The following is a 24,040-nucleotide window of genomic DNA, read 5'->3' as shown; positions in this document are numbered from 1 at the left end:
TAAAAATATCAGATATTGGTTATTTAACAGACACTTGACATAGAACTTGTCGTAAATTCAGTGATTTGTATGTAACTCGATACGTAACAATTAGATTAAAAGGTATGACCACCTGTACTTTGCAACTGTGCTTTGAAAGCTTGATTAAACCCACGCTTCTCGCTGTTTAACGATGACGCCATATATAAAGATTGATAATGTGGAAGTTCGTGTATTTCCTCATTAGCTTCTTACACTGCTTCTAGGCGACCATGATTAATCAAATCATAAATATTCTTTTCCCTGTTTTTGCTCTTGTCGGAGTTGGCTATTTGGTCGGTCGTTACATCAAGCCTGACTTTCGCCCAATAAACCGCATTAATATTGAGGTATTTACGCCAGCACTGGTATTTTCGTCACTCGTTAGCATGCCGCTCGATTCAAATCAGGGGCCGCTTCTTTTGGCGGCAATTGTCGCGGTTTTAATTCCCGCACTACTCATGATCCCGGTATGTCGATGGACGTCACTCTCGTTTAAAACCTGGGCGCCACCACATATGTTTCGCAATAGCGGAAATCTAGCTATTCCTTTGTTTACCTATACGTTTGGAGAAATTGCGCTGTCCTCAGCAGTGCTTTTATTTGTCGTGTCAGCATGCTTGCATATCAGCTTAGGCGTAATGCTGCTTAGTCATGGCAACCCTTTTAAGCAAATAGTCAAGATGCCAATCTTTTTAGCAGCGTCTCTGGCTCTGTTTCTCAACGTGTCAAATGTGGGTGCATGGGCGCCTTTATACGAAGCCACTGCTCTACTTGGGCAAGCGGCCGTACCCGTGATGCTTTTATCTCTGGGGGCACAAATGTGTCATTTACGGTTGGACGGTTTAAAGATTGGTGTGTTGTGTACCGTGCAGTCACTGGCAACTGGTGCTGTCGCTTTTGCACTTATTTATTGGTTAATTCCCCTTCCAACGATGCAATTGCAAATGATGGTGCTCTTCACAATGCTGCCGCCAGCCGTCATGAATTACCTATTTGCGGAAAGACTGAATATAGAACCCATGAAGGTGGCGTCAATGGTACTATTTGGCAACTTTTTCAGCATTCTTACGCTGCCTCTTCTGCTTAGCTATACCCTCTCACTCGCTGCCTAACCGCCAATAAGCTATCGTTAGCGTGTATTAGCTGAAAAACAATACGTTCCTAATCTCGGGTAAGGGCCATCCCTAGTTTGGTCTAGTATTTTAAAATAATGAGGGGTGGTGCGAGCAGTAAGGAACTTGAACAACGATAAGGTAATCCTAAAAATAAAAAACCCTGCCAAACTGGCAGGGTTTTCATTTCTTAAGAAGATACGTTACGCGAGATTAGTCACGCAGAGACGCACCAAACTTCTCAGAAACGTGAGCAACGATAGCGTCAACCGCACCAGCGATATCTGCATCTTCAAGCGTACGCTCAAGTGACTGCAGAGTCAGAGCGATTGCTAGGCTCTTCTTACCTTCTTCAACGCCTTTACCTACGTAAACGTCGAACAGTTTCGCATCTTTAAGGAACTCGCCACCTTGCTCTAGACAAGCGTTAACGATGTCACCAGATGCAACAGCTTCATCCACTACTACCGCGATATCACGACGGTTTGAAGGGAATTTAGAAAGTGCTACCGCTTCTGGGATCACTTTGCTGTTGATTGCAGACCATTCGATTTCGAATACGATAGTGCGACCATTTAGACCGAACTTACGCTCGAGCTCAGGGTGAACGGTACCGATCACGCCTACTTCTTTGCCGTCTACGATGATTGCCGCAGATTGACCTGGGTGAAGAGCTGGGTTAGCTTTTTTGCTTTCAGGTGACAGTGCAGCGAAAGAGTACGCTTTTTCGTTCGCAGATAGCTCTAGAATCGCTTCTAGATCGCCCTTAAGGTCGAAGAAATCAACCGTGTTAGTTTCGATATCCCAATGTTCTTCACCGCGAGTACCAGCAATAACACCTGCAAGCATAGGCTCTTGGCGCATGCCGTTTTCTGCAGTTTCACATGGGATGAAACGTAGGCCGTATTCGAATAGACGAACGCGTGGCTGTTGACGCTTCTGGTTGTGAACAACCGTGTTCAGCAGACCTTGGATAAGACCAAGACGCATTGCTGACATGTCTGCAGAAATTGGGTTTGGGAGCACTAGAGGCTCAACACCAGGTACAACTAGCTTTTGTTGCTCAGGCTCAACGAAGCTGTATGTAATTGCTTCGTGGTAACCACGGTCAACAAGAAGATCACGAACGCGTTTCAGTGGAAGATCCGCTTCAACGTGGTTGTGCATCTTAAGTGCTGCTGCTGGGTGTTGGTTAGGAATGTTGTCATAACCGTAGATACGGCCAACTTCTTCAATCAGGTCTTGCTCGATAGCGATATCGAAACGCCATGTTGGCGCTACTGCCATCCAACCTTCTTCTGAAGCTTCAACAGTCAAACCTAGACGCTCTAGGATTTCTACTACGTCGCTATCTGCAATGTGGTGACCTAGCAGGTTGTCTAGCTTAGTACGACGTAGAGCAACTTTGTTTGGCTTAGGTAGGTCTGCTTCAGACTCTACTGCAACAACAGGTGCTACTTCACCGCCACAGATCTCAACAAGAAGCTGAGTTGCACGCTCCATTGCGCTCACTTGTAGTGCGTAATCCACACCACGCTCGAAACGCATTGAAGAATCAGTGTGAAGACCGTAGCTACGTGCGCGGCCACGGATGTGGTCAGGTGCAAAGAATGCACACTCTAGTAGAACGTCGTTAGTCTCAGTTGTTACACCAGACTCTTCACCACCAAAGATACCTGCGATTGCAAGTGCTTTGTTGTGGTCAGCAACTACTAGTGTATCTGCGTTTAGTTCTGCTTCGTTGCCGTCAAGAAGCGTTAGCTTCTCACCTTGCTCTGCCATACGAACTACGATGCCACCTTCGATCTTCGCTAGATCGAATGCGTGCATTGGTTGGCCTTGCTCTAGAAGAACGTAGTTAGTGATGTCTACTACAGGGTCGATAGAGCGAATACCACAACGACGCAGTTTCTCTTGCATCCATAGTGGCGTTTCAGCTTGAACGTTTACGTTCTTAATAACACGACCTAGGTAACGAGGACACGCAGCTGGCGCTTTCACTTCGATAGACACTTTATCGTCGATTGAAGGGGCAACTGCTTCTACTGATGGCTCAGTCACGTCAGCACGGTTTAGTACGCCAACTTCACGAGCTAGACCACGAATGCTGAAACAGTCAGCGCGGTTTGCTGTTAGATCTACGTCTACTGTTACGTCGTCTAGACCTAGGAATTCACGGAAATCAGTACCGATTACTGCGTCTTCTGCTAGTTCCATGATGCCGTCTGACTCAACGTCGATACCTAGTTCAGTGAACGAACAAAGCATGCCGTGAGATGGCTGGCCACGTAGTTTCGCTTTTTTGATTTTGAAATCACCTGGAAGAACAGCACCAACTGTTGCGACTGCTACTTTCAGACCTTGGCGACAGTTAGGTGCGCCACAAACAATGTCTAGAAGCTCTTCTTCACCCACGTCAACTTTAGTTACGCGCAGTTTGTCTGCATCTGGGTGTTGGCCACATTCAACAACGTGACCGACTTTAACGCCAGTAAAAGAACCAGCAACAGGAAGAACCTCGTCTACCTCTAGGCCGGCCATTGTAATTTGGTGAGTTAGCTCGTCAGTAGTAACCGCAGGGTTTACCCACTCACGAAGCCATGATTCGCTGAATTTCATGTTGATGAACCCTCTGGATTACTTGAACTGTTTTAGGAAACGAAGATCGTTCTCGAAGAACGCACGTAGGTCGTTCACGCCGTAACGAAGCATTGTTAGACGCTCAACACCCATACCGAATGCGAAACCAGAGTATTTTTCAGGATCGATACCTACGCTACGTAGCACGTTCGGGTGAACCATACCGCAGCCTAGTACTTCTAACCATTTACCGTTTTTGCCTTTCACGTCTACTTCAGCTGAAGGCTCAGTGAATGGGAAGTAAGATGGACGGAAACGTACTTCTACTTCTTCTTCGAAGAAGTTACATAGGAAATCGTGCAGGATGCCTTTCAGCTGAGCAAAGTTTACGTCCTCATCAACCAGCATGCCTTCCACTTGGTGGAACATTGGCGTGTGCGTTTGGTCGTAGTCGTTACGGTATACACGGCCTGGTGCGATGAAACGGAATGGTGGTTTACCATTTTCCATCGTACGGATCTGTACGCCTGACGTATGAGTACGAAGCATCAAGTCTGGGTTGAAGAAGAAAGTATCGTGGTCAGTACGCGCTGGGTGATCAGCTGCGATGTTTAGCGCATCGAAGTTGTGGAATGCATCTTCGATCTCTGGGCCAGCCTCGGTGTTAAAACCAAGTTCGCCAAAGAACTTCTCAATACGCTCTACAGTACGAGTTACTGGGTGTAAACCACCGTTTTCAATACGACGACCTGGTAGTGTTACGTCGATTGTTTCTGCTGCTAGTTTCGCTTCAAGCTCAGCACGTTGTAGTGCATCTTTACGAGCTGCGATAGCTTGCTGAACTACGCCTTTCGCTTTATTTATCTCTTGACCAGCTTCACGGCGTTCTTCTGGTGGTAGTTTGCCTAGGCTTTGAAGTTGAGCAGTTAGCTCACCTTTTTTACCCAGATACTGAACACGCACTTCATCAAGTGCGACTAGCGATTCGGCAGCTTCAATTGCAGTGCTCGCGCTAGCAATGATCTCTTCTAGATGTTGCATCGTTTCCTCATCTACCTGTAGGTAGTGTCCATAAGGGAGTGATTGGTTTTTTGATAGCTGTACATAGTAGCCAAACCGGGCACCAATGCCAAATTGAATTACGAAAAGAAGAGGTTATTGAATAAAAAGAGCACAAAAACGTCAAAAATGTCATCTTTAGTTAATCTGCCGTTTAGTTGTGCCCTTTTGTTTTAGAAATAGTATTGAATAGATAGCTCGATAAAATCGTCATCTCTAGCGAAGTAGAGCAAATCATTTGGTGTTTCATTTTTAAACAACCAAGCATCAATTTGCCACTTAACGTGATTCGATATTCGGCTCGATGCTTCTAACTTAGCATTGTAAACATCATCGTTATCTAAATCCTTCGTAATTCCCGTCAATACTTCCGTTCCGTCCTCATCATTGAGCGCCCAACGAATACCTGCAAACACATCATTTTGACCGATAGTTTGTGCGTTGTTCCCACGACTGTCATAGAGGTACTCACCAATAACCCCCACATCCCAAACCGTGTCAAATGCACCGACGAAGGTATACTCAAAGCCCGTCACAAGACCGACATGATTATCAGCGCTATCTCGATAAACACTTTCTAGTTTCCATAACCAATCGCCAACAATTCCTTGCACATCCAGACCGACATGACTCATCAGAGCGTAGTAAGGCTTTAATTCTCCGTACTCTAAACGAAAGTAAGGATCCCGGTTTGTTCCATATAAATAGCTTAGGCCTACGTCCCAATCGCCAAGCATTTTCGAATATCGAAAAGCCACATCTACGTGCTTCTCTTCTCTGCTTGATTCATAGATAGCATCATCAGAGACAACGGGGTCGGTTCGCAAGCGGCCATCTGTACCCGCAAACGTTCGTTCCCTAAAGTAAGGTAACAACATTGCGTGGACGGTGCCCCAGTCTTTGAAAGAGGTAAAATGTAACATCGGCTGACCGAGTTTATCTTCACCATCGACGGCTTCAATGGCATCTGTTTGGTTTACTACATCAACTAAATGGGCTGATTCAGTCACTCCCCAAAAGACCTTACTAATCCCAACTCGAAGCTCATAATCATCCCAATAAGTCAGATAAAGTGCCTCTCGTATGTCACCATGACTTCGCTCATCGTCTAGACCATCCAGACGATAGAAAGGTGTGAAAGTAAAGTTTGCATCACCATTTTGCATCTCCCAGTAAAATTCTGGCTGCAAAACCAATGACGTTTGCGCTTTGCTCTGACCCTGAGAGCCCGTTTTAAAAAACTGACGATGCTCAATATTGACTTGTCCTGCGAGCTCGACGGCAGTCAGAGGCATCGAGTAAAAAAAGGCTGCTGCACTAAGCAACAACCCAGCATTTAATCGCTTCATTTTTCCTCCACTACCTCACTCGCTTCAACACATTCTTATGAAAGTCATTGTCTTGTAATCCAGTGTTAAAACGCATTTCGCTAGTCGTTAGCTCAGTACTTTTTCCTGTTTGATGGTTTGTCATCGCCATAGTGTGCGCTCGCCAATATTGGTTGAGATATTGCTTGTAATCGGAAAAAGAAAGCGTTTTTAACAAAGAGCCTTTGCGGTCGTAAAACTCAACTTTAAGTGGACGATAATGCGCTTTATCTAACCATACCGTTTGCTTGGTATAACCTGAGTTCTTATCGGTCGGAATTTGCTCTACGACGAAAACATCTTGCCCGTTTATGCTGTCATCTTTTAGGTAGTTGAAACGGTATTTTTCAATCTCAAAGGAACTGAGATCCTCATACGCGAATTCACTGCCCATAAAAGGACCTGATTTGTTACGCGAGGAAATACGTTTCACACGTTTCAGTGCAGGAAGGTAAAGCCATTGGTCATCGGCACCCACCGTATGAGAATGGTTAAGAAACGCCGTGCCTTTTACATCTCTCGGTTCATCAAATATCGTGAGCCCTTTGTCACCATCGCCATCAACTTCGAGTGATTGTAAGCGCATTAAACGTGTGCTGCTTTCTCCTTGCGCGTTTCGCAGAATCATTTGCATCGTAGCAACAGAATCCCCCCACCCTTCATCACGGGCTTTGCGCTCTTGGGCAATTTCTAGTCCTTTGGCTTCATCCGCCAACACCGCATGACTCATAATAAGCGAGACAGAAAGTACTGATACTTTTAAGGCATTTTTTACTAAATTCATGTTCAATCCTTTAATTCGTTATGACTGAGTAACAGTCTTGGTTTGAGAGTCAGTTGATTTAAGCTTATTTCGGCGCTCCACCTCGTCGTAAACACCTTTGTCAAACAACATCAGTAGAGTCGGTAGGAAGATGAAATCCACAACAAGGGCAATAAAGATGACAATGGCACTCAGCTGTCCCATATCGGCATTTAAACGGAAGCTCGACATCGCCAGAACAGAGAAACCAGCAACAAGCACGACCGTCGTAATCCAAAGCGCGCGCCCCACGGTGCGAAAGGCGTAGCGAACCGCTTGCTCCGCACTGTGGCCATCTTTACGAGCGTGTTGATATTTAGAAAGAAAGTGAACGGCGTCATCGACAACAACACCAAGCGTTAATGTCACAACGACAGACAATCCCAAGTTAATCTCGCCAGAAACCAGCGCCCAAATACCAAAACCAATAAGCGCAGGAGCAATATTCGGGACAAGACTAATTAAGCCAAGCTTGAACGAACGCAAGGCAAAGATCAGTAATGCAGAGATTAAGACAAGAGTAATGGGCAAGGTTGACAGCATGCTGGCCATATTCGTTTCACCAATATGCGCAAACATCAATGAAGGACTAGAAGCAACAACATCATATTGAGGCGCGTTTTCGTTAAACCATTGGTAAATGCGATTTTCCAAATCAACAAGCTCGACGCTGCCCAAGTTCTCCACGGTGAGAACCATCTTGATCGACGACTTATCTACATTGATTTGGTTGTTCAAATCTAAACCATACGGTAGTGACATTTCATAAAGCAGCAGATATTGAGCCGCTAATTCTCTGTCTTGAGGGAGCGAGTAATAAGCCTGATCATCTCCATGCATGTTCTTGTTTAGGCGCTTATAAACATCGCTCAAGGTCGCAACATGGTCCGTTTCTGGCTGCAACCTTAGCCAGTCAGTAAATTTACCCACGGTATTGAGAAAATTAGGATCCGCAATACCCTGCGATTCGTTGGTTTTTATCGCGATACTGATGTTCGCCATGCCACTGATTCGCTCTTCCATAAAATCAGCCGCTCGGCGAAATTCATTGCTATGGCCAAAGTACTCGACGGATTCATCATTGACTTTGTTCAGTGGAATCAAGCTCGCACTCGCGACAATAACAAGCACCGACAACGGCAATAAAGCATGTCGCTTTGACACCACGAAATCTCCTAAATGATCCATAAAGTGCTTTCTTTCATCAGAAGTATCCGACTTCACCGTAACCGGAAGGATATTAAGCAAGGCGGGAAGTAACGTGATGGAAAGGAAACAAGCAACCATGACGCCAAGGGCTGATAGGTTGCCGAAATCTCTCAGGATTGGAGAATCCGACATATTCATCATTAAAAAGCCGATCGCGGTGGTAATGGAGGTAATCAAGATAGGCATGAAATTGAGCGCAATACTTCGCTCAATAGAGTGGGCTTTACTAAAGCCGTTTTGCATAGACTGACGCATTGTCGCGATGATGTGTACACAGTCTGCGACGGCAAGCGTCATCACCAAGGTAGGCACATTAACGGTCGCCGTGCTTAAGAACATACCAGCCCATCCTGACAAGCCCATTGTAACCATAACCGAGCCGATAATAACGATGAGCGTCGCGATGACGCTAAGCAATGAGCGCAACATGATGGTCAGAAACACCAATATCACTAGTAACATAGTTGGCACTAATGTTGCGCTATCATCTTGGGCTGCGGTCATAAACGCGTAGTTCATTGCAATAATACCAGCCTTGTGGAATTCCGTGTCTGGGTACACTTGCTGATAACGCTCAATCATTCCGTTTATGTAAGCAACCACCTCTTGTACTTCAGCAGTTTTATCTATTTCAGGGAGTTGGACCGTAATGTTTACGACCGTGACATCTCCTTTTTCAGAAATCAGTGAACTTTTCAAAACCGGCTCACTCAACGCAATACTTTTGACTTTCTCTATTCGTTGAGGTGTCAATTCATATTCGCTATACAGTAAATCTTCGACAAGAAGATCATCTTCAAACGCTTCGGTATGCTGGTAGTTGGCGAGGGAATCAACGCGGGTCGAGTATGGAACTTGCCACGCCTCGTCAGTGATCTGCTGAATAAGAGATAATGTGCTAGGAGTAAAAACAGTGCCGCTCTTTGGCGCTATAACCAAAGCAAGACTGTCAGATTTTGCAAAGGTGGTTTGAATTTCATCAAACGCAAGTAACTGCTCATTTGTTCCATCAAAGAAGATGTCGTAATCTCCTCTAAAGTAAAGATTTTTTCCTCCAATAGTTGCTATGACAATCAATAAAACGGTAGCAAGCATCACCAATACACTGTAATTCGTTGGTAGCTTACCCCACCCTGAACGGGCGTATTGTTGAACGTTGTGATGTGGCATCACACTCTCCTTTTGTGACGTTTCGTCAAATTTAAAAACTAAAAAAACAGCAAATGCTGTAAATAACCAGACAAACTCGACATGCAAACTTTAGATCGAATGAATTTGGCTACATAAGTTAGTTTTTAGTAACTTCCTATGCTTCTCGTGATCATTGGCTGAACGCCAACCTTCGAGATTTAATGACGATTCGTCACAATAGTGCGATAAAAAAGCCAACCATAACGTCAGATTGGCCTTTCCAGTTTATTAGCGATTCACTGACTCTAAATAAGCAAGCTCTTCACTAAATAACTCCTGCTCCACTCGACGCCAGGTTTTACGGTAGTCCCATTCTGTAGATAAAGGCGACCAACCTAAACCATCAAGTAACATATTCGCGTTGTGCAGTACTGAGAATGGGTCTTGAATTCGCTGAATACATCGACTGTTCGATGCATTTTGCGCCAAAGCGTTTGAACCGAATGCAATAGACCAGTTGGCGAATACAATAGCATCAGAACCAATTGCGGGAGAAAACTTAAGATCACCACATTCTACCGCATTGTTCACCAGCGCATCAGCACCATCTATTACTTGTTCTTCCAAGTTATTCAGTTCATTCACACGTTTAGGCGAAGCCTTCTCTAAAACCCAAGGCGTCTTTGCAACAATCGCACAAGTTGATAGTACTGGCTCCATACGAGCGTAAATACGATAACCTACATGCATCGCAATGATTTTTTCTCTGGTATTGCCATTAAATTTGGCGGTACGTTCGAAAAATATTGCTTCGCTTTTCAGCGAATGAATACAAAGCGCAAGAATCACATCTTCTTTGCTGCAAAAATGATTGTAGATCGTCCCTTTAGAATAAGGGCTTGACGCTGTAAGCTTGTCCATCGTTAAGTTGGCAAAGCCTTGCTCTTGAACTAAAGACTTAGCCAATTGAATAAGCTCTATCTCACGATCAGCAATCGCCTGTTGCTTTTTTGTTAGCCCTGAAGACACACGACATCCGTCTTGCTTGCTATATTTTTTACAGCGAAAGTTAAACATAATCCTTTGATCCGTATACCAACACACTCCCAATAATTGTAACACGATTCTTTAATACAGGAACGCAACTAAAGTTGACGAACCGTCATAAATGACACTTCGTCATAATAGATCAAAAAACAAACATTTCAAGTATGAATTTATAATTAGAAGATAAATAGCTACCAATTATGCATACCCAAGTAGCTACAGGATGCTTGGTTCAACGAGAATGGTTTCTTTGTAGAGGAAGCGAGAGAGGCTTTGGGAGGAACAACGAAGGAAATCAGCATGTTAAAAATAACGAAAGTAGATGCTGAACAGGTATTATTCGAAATAAGCCCAACACACTTTAAGTCTGAATTAAGAGCAAACACCGCTGAATGCCCTACTTACAAAGTATTTGCTGTCTTAGGCTTTTTCTTTTGCAACGCCCTTTCAGAAACTCTCTTCAAAAAAGGCTCAAAATCTATATAGATAGGCTTGGCTTATCACCTGCAGCTGCGATGGCATAACGAATATCATCAATAAATCGCCCCTCTGTCTCAATAATGCCGTCAGAGAATGTGACTGGCTGATGTGGCCCAGCAAGTAGAACAATATTAGTAAAATCAGAGACATTAAAGTTCTCTGCTACAACATTTTTGGAATGAAAATCAATGACGGTCTTTGCAACTTGATCTTCCAGTAACAAAAGCTGTTCTTCAGTAATTTTCATACGCGCCAAAGCAACGCGAACACACTTATCGTGGGTAGTCGTCTGCTCTTTTATGATTTCGGTATATACCGAATCAACTTGAAGATGCTGGCTTGAGAACCTGAAAATTATCATTAATTCGAGATGTCAAAGAGCCTGCGATCTCTGGAAGAGTCACTGCAAAAAATTGGTCTATTGCCGCCTTGAAGTCCCGTTTTCTTTTGAAGTAAACGTTGTTCCTCGACTTCTCATTCATTACTTTCCATAGCCGCTCGATTGGGTTGAGGTTTGGACTGTAAGGTGGAAGATAATGCAGTTCAATATTCAGGACAAACGCCGCATCTTTGACTAAGTCACTGCGGTGATATCCCGCACCATCCAAGATGATATGAAGCTTATGAGCTAAGGGATAACTCTTTCTTAACTCACAGAAAAAGCGAACAATCGATTCACTGTTAATGCTCTCATAGTTGTGAACAATGGTTGCTCCAATATCCGACAAGTTCAGTGCGCCAATAATGTTCAATCGGCTACGATTACCCGTTGTTTCAATCACTTTATCCTGACCAGTTCGTATCCAGCCATGAGATATTTTTGTTGATAGTGTTGGGTGAACTGCGTCGATAAAGACTATCGATTCATCCTTGCCACAGCTTGCCTTTAACGCTTCATAAGCCTCTATAAATGCTTGCTGTTGTGCTTCATCAAACTTGTGTGGTACGCCTTTCGGTTGCTTGTAGCTAAAACCATTGTGGTGAAGCCATTTATTCATACCAGAAACCGTGTAATCCAGTCCAAATGTCTCTTTAACGTAAGTGACAATTTGATGCGTATGAGAATAGGTTTTCTCAGTCAAATGCTCGATTAGGTGCATGGTTTGAGTAGCAGAAAGCTTGCTTTGGCTTCCGCCATTTTCAGGCTTAAGTTTTTCAGAAAGAACGTAGTCGCTGAGATGACGAGCAACGGTCGATTCATGAATACGAAGAGCTTGTGAAATCATAGTCTGACTCCAGCCTTCAGAAGCCAGCAAAACAGCCTTAATACGGTCGCAAACTCGACTATCACGTTCAATGTCGTGCATTTGTTCGAGTTGCAGTTTCTGTTGAGGAGTCAGTGTAATTTTCATGGTTCGTAGCATGCTCCTGATTCTATCGAAAATCAAGCATCTTCAATGATCACGGGTATATTTGTCGTTGAGCTTGGAGTTCTCTGCATAGCTATAATATAAAGGCCCGTGCAGCGTTATATTTTTATCTTCATCAACGTAAACGAGATCCAACAACTCTAATGCTTTTAAGTAATCAGACATGCTCTGCTCAGACAAGTCATACTTTTTCTTTAAAATAGAATAACCGTCTTTACCTCGAAGCATTCTCAATTCACGATAAAAGTCGTAAAGGTGAGGGAATTGAAAGAATACCTCATCCTGCGTACGACTAAAGTAATCCTCGTCTTCACCTTGCAATTGATTTGCGAGCTTTTGTAGTTCATCTAACGTGCAATCAACCGCTCTACAATATTCCAGCAACTTATCTAAAGCGAGATTCGTGCTTGTAAGATGTCTCTTAAAGGTAGATAGTGGCATACCCATTTTCTCAGATAGCTCTCGATATGTTAGCCCTTTTGTTTTAATCGCTTGGCGTAATGCGGCTAGCAAGTATTCGGGAGTCAGATCTCTCATCTACAATTCCTTTTGGCAATGTTACAGCTGTATAGTATTTGTAACAATTTAGAACCGCTTGGCAAGGTATAAGTTCATATTTTTATAAGAAAAACATGAATTAATATACTGAAAAGAGAATTCACACAACAAATGAAAAATTCAATATGAATTCAATTTCATTATAGATATAAAATAATATGCAAAATAAAAGTGAAGCAATTACTCTAAATCATCGTGATTAATTTTAATAGTAACGTAAAGTTGAGAATATAAACCTATTCTCTCTACAAAAATCTAGAATAATTAACCTAAAAGGAACAGAACGGTAAATGCATAATAATTCACCGCTCTCTATTAGCATTTTTGCAATGCTATTCAAGTAGACTAGTCCGCTAGTTTCACTGCAGTACCAAATGCCAAAATTTCCGAAGAACCATCTACGATTGAGCTTGTGGTAAATCGAATCCCTACAATTGCATCGGCACCTTTAGATTCAGCGTCCGCCACCATGCGCTGTATAGCAATATCACGCGCGTCGGTCATCATTTCCGTGTAACCACGAATTTCGCCGCCAACAATGCTCTTGATACCCGCCATGAGGTCACGGCCAATATGCTTTGATTGAACAACATTACCAGTTACAACCCCTCTGATTTCAGAGATCTGCTTGCCAGGAATGCTTTCGGTCGTTGTGTAGATCATTTTTAATCCCTTATAAACGTAAAAATTTATACCCAAGCTACCTTATAACTAACATAAGATGCTAACCAATAAATTGAGAAGACTGATAAACAATACTCTAAATAGCCAAGCTAAAAGTCATTTGGGTATAAATTTTAGCAATAAAAAAGGAGAGCTAATGCTCTCCTTCTCTTAATCCTAAACTGCTAATTAAAGAGCAGCTTTCGCTTTTTCAACTAGAACTGCAAATGCAGCTTTGTCGAATACTGCGATGTCCGCAAGGATCTTACGGTCGATCTCGATAGATGCTTTCTTAAGACCGTTGATGAAACGGCTGTAAGATAGACCATTTTGACGAGATGCCGCATTGATACGTGCAATCCATAGTTGACGGAATTGACGTTTCTTAGCGCGACGGTCACGGTAAGCGTATTGACCAGCTTTAGTAACTGCTTGGAAAGCTACGCGGTAAACGCGTGAACGCGCACCGTAGTAACCTTTAGCTTGTTTTAGAACTTTCTTATGACGTGCACGAGCTTGTACACCACGTTTTACGCGAGGCATTATGCTTCTCCTAAACTAAACGATTGATAACTAAAAAGAATTAAGCGTATGGCAACATACGGATTACTGCAGCCACTTCACATTTTGGAAGGATTGCATTCGGACGTAGTTGACGCTTGTTCTTAGTAGTACGCTTAGTCAGGATGTGACGTTTTGTAGCGTGCTTGTACTTAATACCACCAGCAGTTTTCTTAAAACGCTTAGCAGCACCTTTGTTGGTTTTCATCTTAGGCATGATGAATAACTCCGCATTGAGTAGGTTTAATAAACAACGTAATTAGGGCGAACAAAACCCAGCCATATGCCTTTATATAAAGGAAAGCGGCTAGGTTTTAATTACTTGATGAGCCGTTAATTACTTCTTTTTAGGGGCTAGCACCATGATCATCTGGCGACCTTCAATCTTCTTAGGGAAAGATTCAACTACAGCAATTTCTGCAGTATCTTCCTTAAGACGATTTAGAACGTCAACACCGATGTCTTGGTGTGCCATCTCTCGGCCACGGAAGCGAATTGTTACTTTCACTTTGTTGCCTTCTTCAAGGAAACGCGTCAGGTTGCGTAGTTTTACCTGATAGTCTCCAATATCAGTTCCAGGACGGAATTTTACTTCCTTGATCTGGACCTGCTTTTGCTTCTTCTTCTGCTCTTTAGCAGTTTTGCTCTTCTCGAAGAGGAACTTACCATAGTCCATCACACGACAAACAGGTGGCTCGGCGTTAGGACTGATCTCAACGAGATCCATACCAGCTTCTTCAGCAGCTGCAATGGCTTCTTGAATCGATACAACACCAACTGATTCACCGTCAGCGCCTGTTAGTCGAACTTCACGAATACCACGAATTTCACCGTTGATACGGTGCGGGTTTTGTTTTACCGGCTGTTGGCCACGTCTTCCGCCTTTAATAGCTTATTCCTCCAGATTGAGCTTACGGCTAGAGATCTCGTCTTGGATGTATGCAATAAAATCATCCACTTTAAATTTACCAAGATCTTTACCTTTACGAGTACGCACTGCAATTTCGCCAGCTTCCATTTCTTGGTCACCAACAACAAGCATATACGGTACACGCTTCAAAGTATGTTCGCGGATTTTAAAGCCAATCTTCTCATTTCTCAAGTCCGCTTTAGCTCTAATTCCACTTTTTTGTAGTTTTTGTACTATTTCTTGAACATAACCTGACTGTTTATCAGTAATGTTCATAAGAACTGCTTGTTCTGGCGCCAACCAAGTTGGGAAGAAACCAGCATATTCTTCGATAAGGATACCGATGAAGCGCTCTAGTGAACCTAGAATCGCACGGTGAATCATTACCGGTACAAGACGTTCATTGTTTTCACCTACATAAGTTGCACCTAAGCGACCTGGTAGGTTGAAGTCTAGCTGGACAGTACCACACTGCCACGCACGGTCTAGACAATCGTATAGTGTGAATTCAATCTTAGGACCGTAGAACGCACCCTCGCCTTCTTGAATTTCGTATGGGATATCCATCGATTCAAGAGACTGCTTCAATGCTTCTTCAGATTGATCCCAGATTTCATCTGAACCTACACGTTTCTCTGGACGAGTAGACAGTTTCACTACGATGTTGTCAAAACCAAATGTTTGGTACGTATCGTACACCATCTTGATACAGTTTGTTACTTCTTCTTGAATTTGGCTCTCAGTACAGAAAATGTGAGCGTCATCCTGAGTAAAGCCACGTACACGCATAATACCGTGTAGTGCACCAGATGGTTCGTTACGGTGACATGAGCCAAACTCAGCCATACGTAGCGGTAGGTCGCGGTACGATTTTAGACCTTGGTTGAAGATCTGTACGTGACCTGGACAGTTCATTGGCTTAATCGCGTATTCACGGTTCTCAGAAGAAGTTGTGAACATTGCATCAGCGTATTTGTCCCAGTGCCCAGAGCGTTCCCAAAGAACACGGTCCATCATAAGTGGACCTTTCACTTCTTGGTAACCGTACTCATCTAGCTTAGCGCGGATGAATACTTCTAGATCACGGAAGATAGACCAACCATTGTGATGCCAGAACACCATACCCGGTGCTTCTTGCTGCATGTGGAATAGGTCTAGTTGCTTACCAATCTTACGGTGATCACGCTTTGCCGCTTCTTCTAGGCGAGTTAGGTGCGCTTTCAGTGCTTTCTTGTCGTGGAAAGCCGTACCGTAGATACGTTGAAGCATTTTGTTGTCGCTGTTACCACGCCAGTAAGCACCTGCAACATTCAGCAAAGTGAAGTGTTGACAGAAGCTCATGTTAGGAACGTGAGGACCACGACACATGTCGATGTATTCTTCATGGTGGTAAAGGCCTGGACGATCATCACGAGATACGTTTTCGTCTAGGATTTCCACTTTGTATGGTTCGCCACGTGATTCAAACGTATCACGCGCTTCCTGCCAGCTTACTTTTTTCTTAACCACTTCGTACTTGGTTTTCGCTAGCTCTTTCATACGCTTTTCAATCTTTTCAAGATCTTCTTGCGTTAGAGATTCGTCTAGGTCGATATCGTAGTAGAAGCCATTGTCGATGGTTGGACCGATCGCCATTTTAGCTTGAGGGTAAAGCTGCTTAAGAGCGTGACCAAGAAGGTGAGCACAAGAGTGACGAACGATTTCTAGACCGTCTACTTCATCTTTAACTGTGATGATTTCAAGGCTTGCGTCTTCTTCAATTAGGTCACACGCATCAACGCGGTTACCGTTTACACGACCAGCTATAGTTGCTTTGGCAAGACCGGGACCGATCGATTGCGCAACTTCCATAGTAGATACTGGGTTGTCAAATTGACGCTGACTGCCGTCAGGAAGAGTAATAATAGGCATGCTATGTCCTTTACAGTGGTGTTGCACACCAAGCAACACATGTTATTCAAATTAGAAGCTATTTGTTGAAAATAGTTGAGAGTCAATAAAGGCCTCTCGGTAACACGAATACCGGACCGTTATCGAAAATGGGATTGTACCTAGCTCACATTTAGAATGCAAAGCGCGATTTTGTTTGGTCATAAGAACTTAACCGCAGACCCGTCACGACAAACTGATCATGCTTTTTTAAGAGACCGCATAGCTGGTGAATGGAATTGCCCCTCAATGAACTTACACAACAAATTACAATATCGCCTATTACGTGTGAACCGATACAAAGCCTAACACGCTGGGCGAGTGCTCAACGTGCGATTTAGGTATATAGTTGTTTTATAGAGTAGTTTGTATGTAGGTATTCATCATGGTCTATTTCAAATCGCACTTTATGGTGCTTCTAAGCACCTCGATATGTTCTTTGCAAGCCTTCGCATCAAATGACTTATATGGCCCGCTGCGTTCTTACGCACAATCCCCAATGCAAGTGGTTAGTCACACCAACGTACTGCGTTCAGGACATAGTCTGCCCTATGGTTTTGTCGAAGCTTATGGTTCGGGAACCGTGGCAAGTGTTTGGGCTCATACTGATGAATACGCACTGGATTATTACCACAATCAAATCGAATTAGGCAGCAAATGGCAAGTCAGCAACCGTTGGCAGTGGGAGCTCAACTATCGATGGGTCTTTGCCGCTGACAACCATTTAGATGGACTGACGAAAAGCTTCCATAAACTTTTCGGTATCGGACAAAATGGGCGGGATAAAGTAGACAGAGATCGTTTTTACATTTCAATGCCGCAATATGATGTGCTTGAAGATGATTTCGAAGGACAAACACTGGCCAATAACCTATCTACTTACTTACAGTATCAAGTGTTCCAAAATGAACATCACGGCCTATCGATTGGCGGCAGTTTGTATTTTAACGATGTGGCTCACGGTACTTTTCAAGGTAGCAGTTTCGAGCAAGGCTTCCAATTAAACTACAGCTACTTAAGTGATGCTCATGCATTTTATTCGATGATTGGCATGACTTTTCGCTCGGATGACCGTGCCTTGCTCGATCTGCCCTATCGACATAATACGATTGCCATTGCGGGTGGGTACCGTTATGCCTTAGAAGATAACCATCACCTGATGTTGGAATATCATTGGTATCAAGGCTCAACAGAAGGGCCCACAGAGTTTGCTGATGCCTCTAATGAACTGGTATTGGGCTATCGATATCTAATGGAAAATTCAGCGCTTGAGTTTTTAGCCGTAGAGAACGCAAGAAACATGGATAACAGTACCGATATCGCTTTCACAATAGGATATCGGTACATATTTTCATCAAGTTGATGAGAGCTATAGATTTAGCGTTGGTGCAACTGCGGCAGCGACTTGAGCATCGGTTGCATTGATCGGCAACGTAAACGAGCGATATTGGTCACCAGCCAAGCTGAGCGAACGGTCAATCTCTGCCAAACAATGCATGACCTGCCCTTCCAGAATAAAAGAGAGCTCAATTTCTTTTGATGAGATAAAGCCGCTGTTACGGAACTCTAGCTCTTGATAAATACCAGAGCGAGAGGCAAACGAGCCACCGCGCAAAAAGCCTTTTTCAACATCGGCTTTAACCATAGTGAAGCCAGCTTGCTCGATCGCTTGAATAACCCGAGATGCTACTGGTAGTGGTTTCACTTCAATATAGTCACGGTCACGCGGGTCAATCGCAAAATCAATATCTAACGTCGTCTCGACCCAAACATGACATTGATTCTTAAGTGCGCTAACCGCAGTAATTGGCGTTTCATCATGCAGTTTTAGCTCAAACGGAACCTGCTTTTCTTCATTAGGTTGAATCACAAAAGGGTCAACTGCTTTCAATTGATCAATAGTGAAGGTTTGGTAACTTACGCTATCATCCACTTCGACTTTCATTTCCGTGTTCAATTTAATCGTAATAGCATCAATTTGTTGTTCGACGTCTCCGCCTTTGATATGAACATGCCCTTTCAGCGTCGCTCCTTGAAACACGCTCATTTCGTCCAAAATGGTATCTACTTTTGCAGAGCCGATCCCCAGTGATGCTTTCAATTTTTTAAACATATTTTTCCTTTTTTAGCGACTTTTCTTCTAATAATCGTTTGTTTACACAATTGTTTTCTGCTGTGCAAGCAATAGACCACAAGAAAATGTTTGAATTCAATCATCAAGCCAAATAATGCTCAGCAGCAAGAGTCATTCAGCCCTGCTATAGGATTGTTCGGTCACTAAGCGGTACATTCGTCGAGAAATGTTTGCAATTTGTACCTAAATTAAGCAGTATTTGTATAGTCAAATAAAGGGAAATCATTATGTCTGCACCACTCTACATTCAAATTAAACAATTTATCCTGGATAAAATTGATGCTGGAGAGTGGGTAGTTGGTCATCGCATCGCCACCGAGATTGAGCTTACCGAGCAATTTGGTGTCAGTAGAATGACAGTGAACAAAGCAATTCGGGATTTAGTAAATGAGGGCCGATTACAACGTCGCCCACGCTTAGGCACGTTCGTGTGTGATCCTGGTGAAAAGTCAGAATCTCCCCTGCTAGACATTCGAAACATTGCCGAAGAAGTCAGCGATAGAGGGCGAAAGTATGGCAGTAAAGTGCTCAAACAGATTGCCATAAAAGCAGATGACAACATTGCGACAAAACTCGGCGTTATGCTAGGCACGACAGTGTTTTACAGTGAAATTATTCACTATGAAGACCAAACGCCGATTCAATTGGAGCTCCGCTGGGTGAATAGCCAATATGCCCCGAGTTATTTAAATCAAGACTTCACACAAATCACTCCAAATCAATACCTGTCAGATAATTGCCCACTCAGCGCGATAGAACATACTGTAGAGGCAATTGTGCCTGAAAGCCGTATTAAGCAAGACTTAAAAATGCAAGCCAATGAACCTTGCCTTCTCTTGAATCGCAGAACGTGGAGCCAAGATAAGTTAGTCAGTACCGCCCTACTTTATCACCCTGGTAACAAATATAAGCTGAGCTCAAAAGTGCTCATTTAAGGACAAGATTTATCCTCTAGATCTACGTTTTGATCACATTTTAGCAACATCAATCTTGTCAGTGTTCTTATTTTGCTCTATTTATTTGTATATACATTTAATGATACAAATAAACACAGGGACACAAACATGGATTTGCTGATTGAAAACGCACGTCTAGTTACCATGCAATCGGGAGAATGCGGATACCTTCCAACGCCTCCAGCGCGCATTGGTATTAAATCTGGAAAAATCGTTGCGATCAGTACTTGTGCCATTGGTGAAGACGCACCGCAAACCGAGTCTCTGCTGTCTGCCCAACATTACGCTCAGAGTATCGACCTTCAAGGCAAGTTAGTTCTGCCAGGTTTGATCGACTGCCACACTCATCTTATTTACGCGGGCAATCGTGCCAACGAATTTGAAATGCGCTTAAACGGCGTGCCATATCAAGAAATTTCCAAACAAGGCGGTGGGATACTTTCAACGGTGCATGCGACGCGTTCAGCAACCGAAGCGCAATTAGTTGAGTTAGCGTTGCCACGTTTAGACGGGCTACTCGCGAGCGGCGTCACTTCTGTCGAAGTGAAATCAGGCTACGGATTGACACTGAATGATGAAATAAAAATGCTCCGTGCAGCCAAAATGCTTGAACAAGAGCGCAAAGTTAAAATCACCACTACACTTCTCGCCGCTCACGCCATTCCGCCAGAGTTCCAAGGTCGTGCAGATGATTATATTGAGCACATTTGTCAGGACATAATCCCTGTTGTCGCAAAGGAAGAATTAGCTACGAGTGTCGATGTTTTTTGTGAATCGATTGGTTTCAATCTTGAACAAACAGAAAAAGTGTTTGTAGCTGCAAAACGCCACGGCTTAAAGGTTAAAGGGCATACTGAGCAACTTTCTAATCTCGGTGGTACAGCCCTCACTGCGCAATACAACGGTCTGTCAGCGGATCACATCGAGTTTTTAGATGAGCAAGGTGTTAAAGCACTTGCTCGATCAAACACCGTCGCCACTCTATTGCCTGGCGCTTTTTATTTTCTAAGAGAAACTCAGTTACCACCGATTGAGTTGTTGAGAGAGCATAACGTGCCGATGGCAATTGCTACGGACGTCAACCCAGGTACATCACCATTTTCTGATCTCACACTCATGCTGAATATGGCGTGCACGCTATTTCGCCTTACACCGCAAGAAGCATTGCGTGGTGTAACGCAACATGCAGCCAAAGCTCTGGGTTATCAAAACTCACGTGGCGAAATCAAAGTAGGGTTTGATGCGGACTTCTCTATCTGGGATATCGAAAGCCCTGCGGATTTAAGCTATCAAGTCGGAGCAAAACGTCTGGTAGGTCGTATAGTAAATGGTGAATACATTTCACACGGAGGCCAATAATATGTCTCAATTCGACCTACACTCTCCCCTATTTCATTGGCAAGGCCGTCATGATGCCGAGGACGGCAAGCTTGGTCAGCGAATTCATCACGTTGTTCAACGCCAAAAAGCAGATGAGTTGCGTGCCGTTGCGCATGGCGTCTCATTACTCGGTTTTGCTACCGACGCTGGCGTTGCGAGAAACAAAGGACGCATTGGCGCGAAAAAAGCGCCAGACTTAATCCGACGAGCACTCGCTAATTTAGCATGGCACCAAGACGCCCCACTATATGACTTAGGTACTGTGGTGTGTGAAGACGACTTACTGGAAGAGAGCCAAGCTCTATGTGCAGCAACCATTTCAAGCGCACTGCCCCATACGCCAGTCATCGTGCTAGGTGGTGGGCATGAGATTGCGTGGGCCTCGTTTTCCGGCTTAGCGGAATATTTTAAAGCGCACCATCCAGAGAAGAAGCCTAAAATCGGCATTATTAATTTCGATGCGCATTTCGATTTGCGCGCATTTGAGAGCAACCTCACCGACATAAGACCAAGCTCTGGCACCCCCTTCAACCAAATTCATCATTTTTGCCAACGTAACGATTGGGACTTTCATTACGCTTGTATTGGTGTAAGCCGTAGTAGCAACACTAAAGCGCTATTTGAAAAAGCAGATGCGTTAAATGTTTGGTATGTAGAGGACAATCAGCTCTGCTACTTAAACCACAGTTATCACTTAACTCAGCTTCAGCATTTTATTGACGACTGTGACTACCTCTATTTGACCATTGATCTGGATGTATTTCCTGCCGCAACCGCACCTGGAGTCAGCGCACCAGCAGCTCGGGGAGTGAGTTACGACACTATTGCACCCTTTTTAGATCGAATTCTTCATTACAAAAATAAGTTAATGCTGGCTGATATCGCCGAATACAACCCAAATTATGACGTCGATAGTCAAACAGCACGATTAGCTGCCCGTTTGTGTTGGGATATCGCCAACGCAATGGCGGAAAAACAGCACAAACCATAATGCATCCCAGATGCCACTGATTATTACGACCAAGCAAGTACTTGGTCATCACGAGAAACTAAAGGAGTCTGAAATGACACAGCGCCAGGGACAAGATCCACGACTTGATACAAGCAGAACAATTCGTGCACCTCACGGAGATAAACTGCGCGCAAAATCTTGGCTAACCGAAGCCCCTCTTCGTATGCTGATGAACAACCTTGATCCTGATGTTGCAGAACATCCACATTCACTGGTTGTATATGGCGGCATTGGCCGAGCAGCGCGAAACTGGGAATGTTACGACAAGATTGTTGAAGTACTTGAAAGACTCGAAGATGACCAAACGCTTTTAGTTCAATCAGGCAAGCCTGTTGGTGTTTTCCCTACTCATAAAAATGCTCCACGCGTGCTTATCGCAAACTCAAACCTTGTTCCGCATTGGGCAAACTGGGAACACTTCAACGAGCTCGATAAACAAGGCTTGATGATGTACGGCCAAATGACCGCTGGCAGCTGGATATACATTGGCTCGCAAGGTATCGTACAAGGCACATACGAAACGTTCGTATCTGTTGCAAAAAAACACTTTGACGGTGAAGCAAAGGGCCGTTGGATTCTAACAGGTGGTCTCGGTGGCATGGGTGGTGCTCAACCTCTCGCTGGTACAATGGCGGGCTTCTCCATGATTGCAGTAGAGTGTGATGAGTCACGTATCGATTACCGCCTACGTACAGGCTATGTCGATAAGAAAGCGACTTCTTTAGATGAAGCGCTAGCTATCATTAAAGAGTCAGACACACCAGTATCGGTTGGTCTACTAGGTAATGCAGCAGACGTTTTCTCTGAGCTGGTAGAACGTAATATCACGCCTGATGTAGTAACAGACCAAACGTCTGCACACGACCCGCTCAATGGCTATTTACCACAAGGCTGGAGCATGTCTCACGCAGCAGAAATGCGTTTGCAAGATGAAGCAATGGTCGTAAAAGCAGCGAAAAAATCCATGGCTGTGCAAGTTCAAGCGATGTTAGAGCTGCAAAATCGCGGCGCCGCAACACTCGACTACGGTAACAACATCCGCCAGATGGCCTTGGAAGAAGGCGTAGAAAACGCATTTGATTTCCCTGGCTTCGTTCCAGCCTACATTCGTCCTCTATTCTGTGAAGGTATCGGTCCTTTCCGTTGGGCTGCTCTCTCTGGCGATCCTGAGGACATTTATAAAACCGACCAAAAAGTAAAAGAGCTAATTCCAGATAATCCGCACTTACATAACTGGCTAGATATGGCTCGCGAACGCATCCAGTTCCAAGGTTTACCTGCGCGTATTTGCTGGGTTGGTCTTAAAGATCGTGAGCGTCTTGGTCAAGCATTCAACGAAATGGTGAAAAATGGCGAACTTAAAGCGCCCGTTGTCATTGGTCGAGATCACTTAGACTCTGGCTCTGTAGCAAGCCCGAACCGTGAAACCGAAGGTATGATGGACGGTTCTGACGCCGTATCAGACTGGCCATTATTAAACGCGCTACTCAACACGGCGGGCGGCGCAACTTGGGTTTCACTGCACCACGGCGGTGGCGTAGGTATGGGCTTCTCGCAACACTCAGGTATGGTTATCTGCTGTGACGGCAGTGAAGATGCCTCACAACGTATTGCCCGCGTGCTGCATAACGACCCAGCAACAGGCGTGATGCGTCATGCTGATGCGGGATACGATATCGCTAAACAATGTGCAGCAGAGCAAGGGCTAGATTTGCCAATGCTCAACGAAGAACTGAAGAAGCTCAAGTAAGGATGAAAG

General features: G+C 44.1%; 20 protein-coding genes and 2 pseudogenes. 7 read left to right on the top strand and 15 right to left on the bottom strand.

Annotated elements, in window-relative coordinates; all coding sequences use genetic code 11:
• Nucleotides 1-251 precede the first annotated feature (251 nt).
• Entirely contained in the window at nt 252-1,133 is an 882-nt protein-coding gene (locus H9L11_RS13300) for an AEC family transporter (protein ID WP_005377901.1), read from the top strand.
• 213 nt (nt 1,134-1,346) lie between these two features.
• On the opposite strand, the gene pheT is transcribed toward H9L11_RS13300, so the two are convergent.
• The 6 genes from pheT to H9L11_RS13270 all read right to left on the bottom strand — a co-directional run bounded on the left by pheT (nt 1,347) and on the right by H9L11_RS13270 (nt 10,358).
• Nucleotides 1,347-3,752 (bottom strand): phenylalanine--tRNA ligase subunit beta, encoded by a 2,406-nt coding sequence (gene pheT / locus H9L11_RS13295; RefSeq protein ID WP_005377903.1) that lies wholly within the window; start codon nt 3,750-3,752, stop codon nt 1,347-1,349.
• A gap of 18 nt (nt 3,753-3,770) precedes the next feature.
• Nucleotides 3,771-4,754 carry a phenylalanine--tRNA ligase subunit alpha gene (pheS, locus tag H9L11_RS13290; protein ID WP_005377904.1) on the bottom strand — a complete coding sequence of 328 codons (984 nt, stop codon included), beginning with the start codon at nt 4,752-4,754 and terminating at the stop codon, nt 3,771-3,773.
• A gap of 191 nt (nt 4,755-4,945) precedes the next feature.
• Nucleotides 4,946-6,067, bottom strand: a complete 1,122-nt coding sequence (locus H9L11_RS13285) for a hypothetical protein (protein ID WP_240199935.1) — start codon at nt 6,065-6,067, stop codon at nt 4,946-4,948.
• A gap of 64 nt (nt 6,068-6,131) precedes the next feature.
• Nucleotides 6,132-6,923 carry an outer membrane lipoprotein-sorting protein gene (locus H9L11_RS13280; RefSeq protein WP_025766823.1) on the bottom strand — a complete coding sequence of 264 codons (792 nt, stop codon included), beginning with the start codon at nt 6,921-6,923 and terminating at the stop codon, nt 6,132-6,134.
• Between the two features lie 18 nt (nt 6,924-6,941).
• The gene (locus H9L11_RS13275; protein WP_017634848.1) at nt 6,942-9,320 is read right to left on the bottom strand and encodes an MMPL family transporter; all 2,379 of its coding nucleotides are present in this window, start codon (nt 9,318-9,320) and stop codon (nt 6,942-6,944) included.
• Nucleotides 9,321-9,569: 249 nt separating this feature from the next.
• Nucleotides 9,570-10,358, bottom strand: a complete 789-nt coding sequence (locus H9L11_RS13270; protein ID WP_005377913.1) for a TetR/AcrR family transcriptional regulator — start codon at nt 10,356-10,358, stop codon at nt 9,570-9,572.
• 270 nt (nt 10,359-10,628) lie between these two features.
• Here H9L11_RS13270 and H9L11_RS13265 point away from each other — a divergent pair, with 270 nt between their 5' ends.
• A complete protein-coding gene (locus H9L11_RS13265) occupies nt 10,629-10,814 on the top strand; it encodes a hypothetical protein (RefSeq protein WP_031780965.1) in 186 nt (61 codons plus the stop codon).
• Here the strand turns inward: H9L11_RS13265 and H9L11_RS13260 are convergent.
• From H9L11_RS13260 to thrS, 8 genes and pseudogenes are all read right to left on the bottom strand, one after another.
• Nucleotides 10,807-11,148: pseudogene (locus tag H9L11_RS13260) on the bottom strand (XRE family transcriptional regulator); the annotation flags it as partial. The gene H9L11_RS13265 and the pseudogene H9L11_RS13260 overlap by 8 nt on opposite strands.
• Nucleotides 11,129-12,115 (bottom strand): IS630 family transposase, encoded by a 987-nt coding sequence (locus tag H9L11_RS13255; protein ID WP_240199934.1) that lies wholly within the window; start codon nt 12,113-12,115, stop codon nt 11,129-11,131. The gene H9L11_RS13255 and the pseudogene H9L11_RS13260, both read right to left, overlap by 20 nt.
• Nucleotides 12,116-12,715, bottom strand: a pseudogene (locus H9L11_RS13250) (helix-turn-helix transcriptional regulator); the annotation flags it as partial. It abuts the gene before it with no gap.
• Nucleotides 12,716-13,081: 366 nt separating this feature from the next.
• Entirely contained in the window at nt 13,082-13,399 is a 318-nt protein-coding gene (locus H9L11_RS13245; RefSeq protein ID WP_005377919.1) for a heavy metal-binding domain-containing protein, read from the bottom strand.
• Nucleotides 13,400-13,588: 189 nt separating this feature from the next.
• Entirely contained in the window at nt 13,589-13,942 is a 354-nt protein-coding gene (rplT, locus tag H9L11_RS13240) for a 50S ribosomal protein L20 (protein ID WP_004727974.1), read from the bottom strand.
• 40 nt (nt 13,943-13,982) lie between these two features.
• Nucleotides 13,983-14,177, bottom strand: coding sequence for a 50S ribosomal protein L35 (gene rpmI / locus H9L11_RS13235; protein ID WP_005377932.1), 195 nt, complete (start codon nt 14,175-14,177; stop codon nt 13,983-13,985).
• Nucleotides 14,178-14,297: 120 nt separating this feature from the next.
• Nucleotides 14,298-14,798, bottom strand: a complete 501-nt coding sequence (gene infC, locus H9L11_RS13230) for a translation initiation factor IF-3 (protein WP_025998635.1) — start codon at nt 14,796-14,798, stop codon at nt 14,298-14,300.
• Nucleotides 14,799-14,852: 54 nt separating this feature from the next.
• The gene (gene thrS / locus H9L11_RS13225; RefSeq protein ID WP_005395892.1) at nt 14,853-16,781 is read right to left on the bottom strand and encodes a threonine--tRNA ligase; all 1,929 of its coding nucleotides are present in this window, start codon (nt 16,779-16,781) and stop codon (nt 14,853-14,855) included.
• Between the two features lie 403 nt (nt 16,782-17,184).
• On the opposite strand from thrS, the gene H9L11_RS13220 reads away from it, so the two are divergent.
• On the top strand, nt 17,185-18,162 hold the full coding sequence (locus tag H9L11_RS13220) for a DUF3187 family protein (protein ID WP_170893860.1): 978 nt from the start codon (nt 17,185-17,187) through the stop codon (nt 18,160-18,162).
• A gap of 6 nt (nt 18,163-18,168) precedes the next feature.
• Here H9L11_RS13220 and H9L11_RS13215 read toward each other — a convergent pair whose 3' ends face one another.
• Nucleotides 18,169-18,912, bottom strand: coding sequence for a sporulation protein (locus H9L11_RS13215; protein ID WP_017821818.1), 744 nt, complete (start codon nt 18,910-18,912; stop codon nt 18,169-18,171).
• A 248-nt stretch (nt 18,913-19,160) separates the two neighbouring features.
• On the opposite strand from H9L11_RS13215, the gene hutC reads away from it, so the two are divergent.
• From hutC to hutU, 4 genes are all read left to right on the top strand, one after another.
• Nucleotides 19,161-19,868, top strand: coding sequence for a histidine utilization repressor (gene hutC / locus H9L11_RS13210; protein ID WP_005385493.1), 708 nt, complete (start codon nt 19,161-19,163; stop codon nt 19,866-19,868).
• A gap of 129 nt (nt 19,869-19,997) precedes the next feature.
• Nucleotides 19,998-21,248 carry an imidazolonepropionase gene (gene hutI, locus H9L11_RS13205; RefSeq protein WP_054576441.1) on the top strand — a complete coding sequence of 417 codons (1,251 nt, stop codon included), beginning with the start codon at nt 19,998-20,000 and terminating at the stop codon, nt 21,246-21,248.
• Nucleotide 21,249: 1 nt separating this feature from the next.
• Nucleotides 21,250-22,260 (top strand): formimidoylglutamase, encoded by a 1,011-nt coding sequence (hutG, locus tag H9L11_RS13200; RefSeq protein WP_054576440.1) that lies wholly within the window; start codon nt 21,250-21,252, stop codon nt 22,258-22,260.
• 73 nt (nt 22,261-22,333) lie between these two features.
• Nucleotides 22,334-24,031, top strand: a complete 1,698-nt coding sequence (gene hutU / locus H9L11_RS13195; RefSeq protein ID WP_054578031.1) for a urocanate hydratase — start codon at nt 22,334-22,336, stop codon at nt 24,029-24,031.
• Nucleotides 24,032-24,040: the final 9 nt, after the last annotated feature.

This window comes from Vibrio sp. sp1, from assembly GCF_016920955.1.
GTDB classification, from domain to species: domain Bacteria; phylum Pseudomonadota; class Gammaproteobacteria; order Enterobacterales; family Vibrionaceae; genus Vibrio; species Vibrio alginolyticus.
Note: the sequence above shows the minus strand (reverse complement) of the source record. Positions and strands in the feature narration are given on the sequence as shown.

Excerpts from the sequence above, each read along its gene's own strand:
- thrS (WP_005395892.1), bottom strand. The coding sequence starts at position 16,781 with ATGCCTATTATTACTCTTCCTGACGGCAGTCAGCGTCAATTTGACAAC.
- hutI (WP_054576441.1), top strand. The coding sequence starts at position 19,998 with ATGGATTTGCTGATTGAAAACGCACGTCTAGTTACCATGCAATCGGGA.
- H9L11_RS13275 (WP_017634848.1), bottom strand. The coding sequence starts at position 9,320 with ATGCCACATCACAACGTTCAACAATACGCCCGTTCAGGGTGGGGTAAG.
- H9L11_RS13220 (WP_170893860.1), top strand. The coding sequence starts at position 17,185 with ATGGTCTATTTCAAATCGCACTTTATGGTGCTTCTAAGCACCTCGATA.
- H9L11_RS13300 (WP_005377901.1), top strand. The coding sequence starts at position 252 with ATGATTAATCAAATCATAAATATTCTTTTCCCTGTTTTTGCTCTTGTC.
- hutC (WP_005385493.1), top strand. The coding sequence starts at position 19,161 with ATGTCTGCACCACTCTACATTCAAATTAAACAATTTATCCTGGATAAA.
- H9L11_RS13265 (WP_031780965.1), top strand. The coding sequence starts at position 10,629 with ATGTTAAAAATAACGAAAGTAGATGCTGAACAGGTATTATTCGAAATA.
- hutU (WP_054578031.1), top strand. The coding sequence starts at position 22,334 with ATGACACAGCGCCAGGGACAAGATCCACGACTTGATACAAGCAGAACA.
- pheT (WP_005377903.1), bottom strand. The coding sequence starts at position 3,752 with ATGAAATTCAGCGAATCATGGCTTCGTGAGTGGGTAAACCCTGCGGTT.
- H9L11_RS13270 (WP_005377913.1), bottom strand. The coding sequence starts at position 10,358 with ATGTTTAACTTTCGCTGTAAAAAATATAGCAAGCAAGACGGATGTCGT.
- H9L11_RS13280 (WP_025766823.1), bottom strand. The coding sequence starts at position 6,923 with ATGAATTTAGTAAAAAATGCCTTAAAAGTATCAGTACTTTCTGTCTCG.
- H9L11_RS13285 (WP_240199935.1), bottom strand. The coding sequence starts at position 6,067 with ATGCCTCTGACTGCCGTCGAGCTCGCAGGACAAGTCAATATTGAGCAT.
- H9L11_RS13255 (WP_240199934.1), bottom strand. The coding sequence starts at position 12,115 with ATGCACGACATTGAACGTGATAGTCGAGTTTGCGACCGTATTAAGGCT.
- rpmI (WP_005377932.1), bottom strand. The coding sequence starts at position 14,177 with ATGCCTAAGATGAAAACCAACAAAGGTGCTGCTAAGCGTTTTAAGAAA.
- rplT (WP_004727974.1), bottom strand. The coding sequence starts at position 13,942 with ATGCCTCGCGTAAAACGTGGTGTACAAGCTCGTGCACGTCATAAGAAA.
- pheS (WP_005377904.1), bottom strand. The coding sequence starts at position 4,754 with ATGCAACATCTAGAAGAGATCATTGCTAGCGCGAGCACTGCAATTGAA.
- H9L11_RS13245 (WP_005377919.1), bottom strand. The coding sequence starts at position 13,399 with ATGATCTACACAACGACCGAAAGCATTCCTGGCAAGCAGATCTCTGAA.
- H9L11_RS13215 (WP_017821818.1), bottom strand. The coding sequence starts at position 18,912 with ATGTTTAAAAAATTGAAAGCATCACTGGGGATCGGCTCTGCAAAAGTA.
- hutG (WP_054576440.1), top strand. The coding sequence starts at position 21,250 with ATGTCTCAATTCGACCTACACTCTCCCCTATTTCATTGGCAAGGCCGT.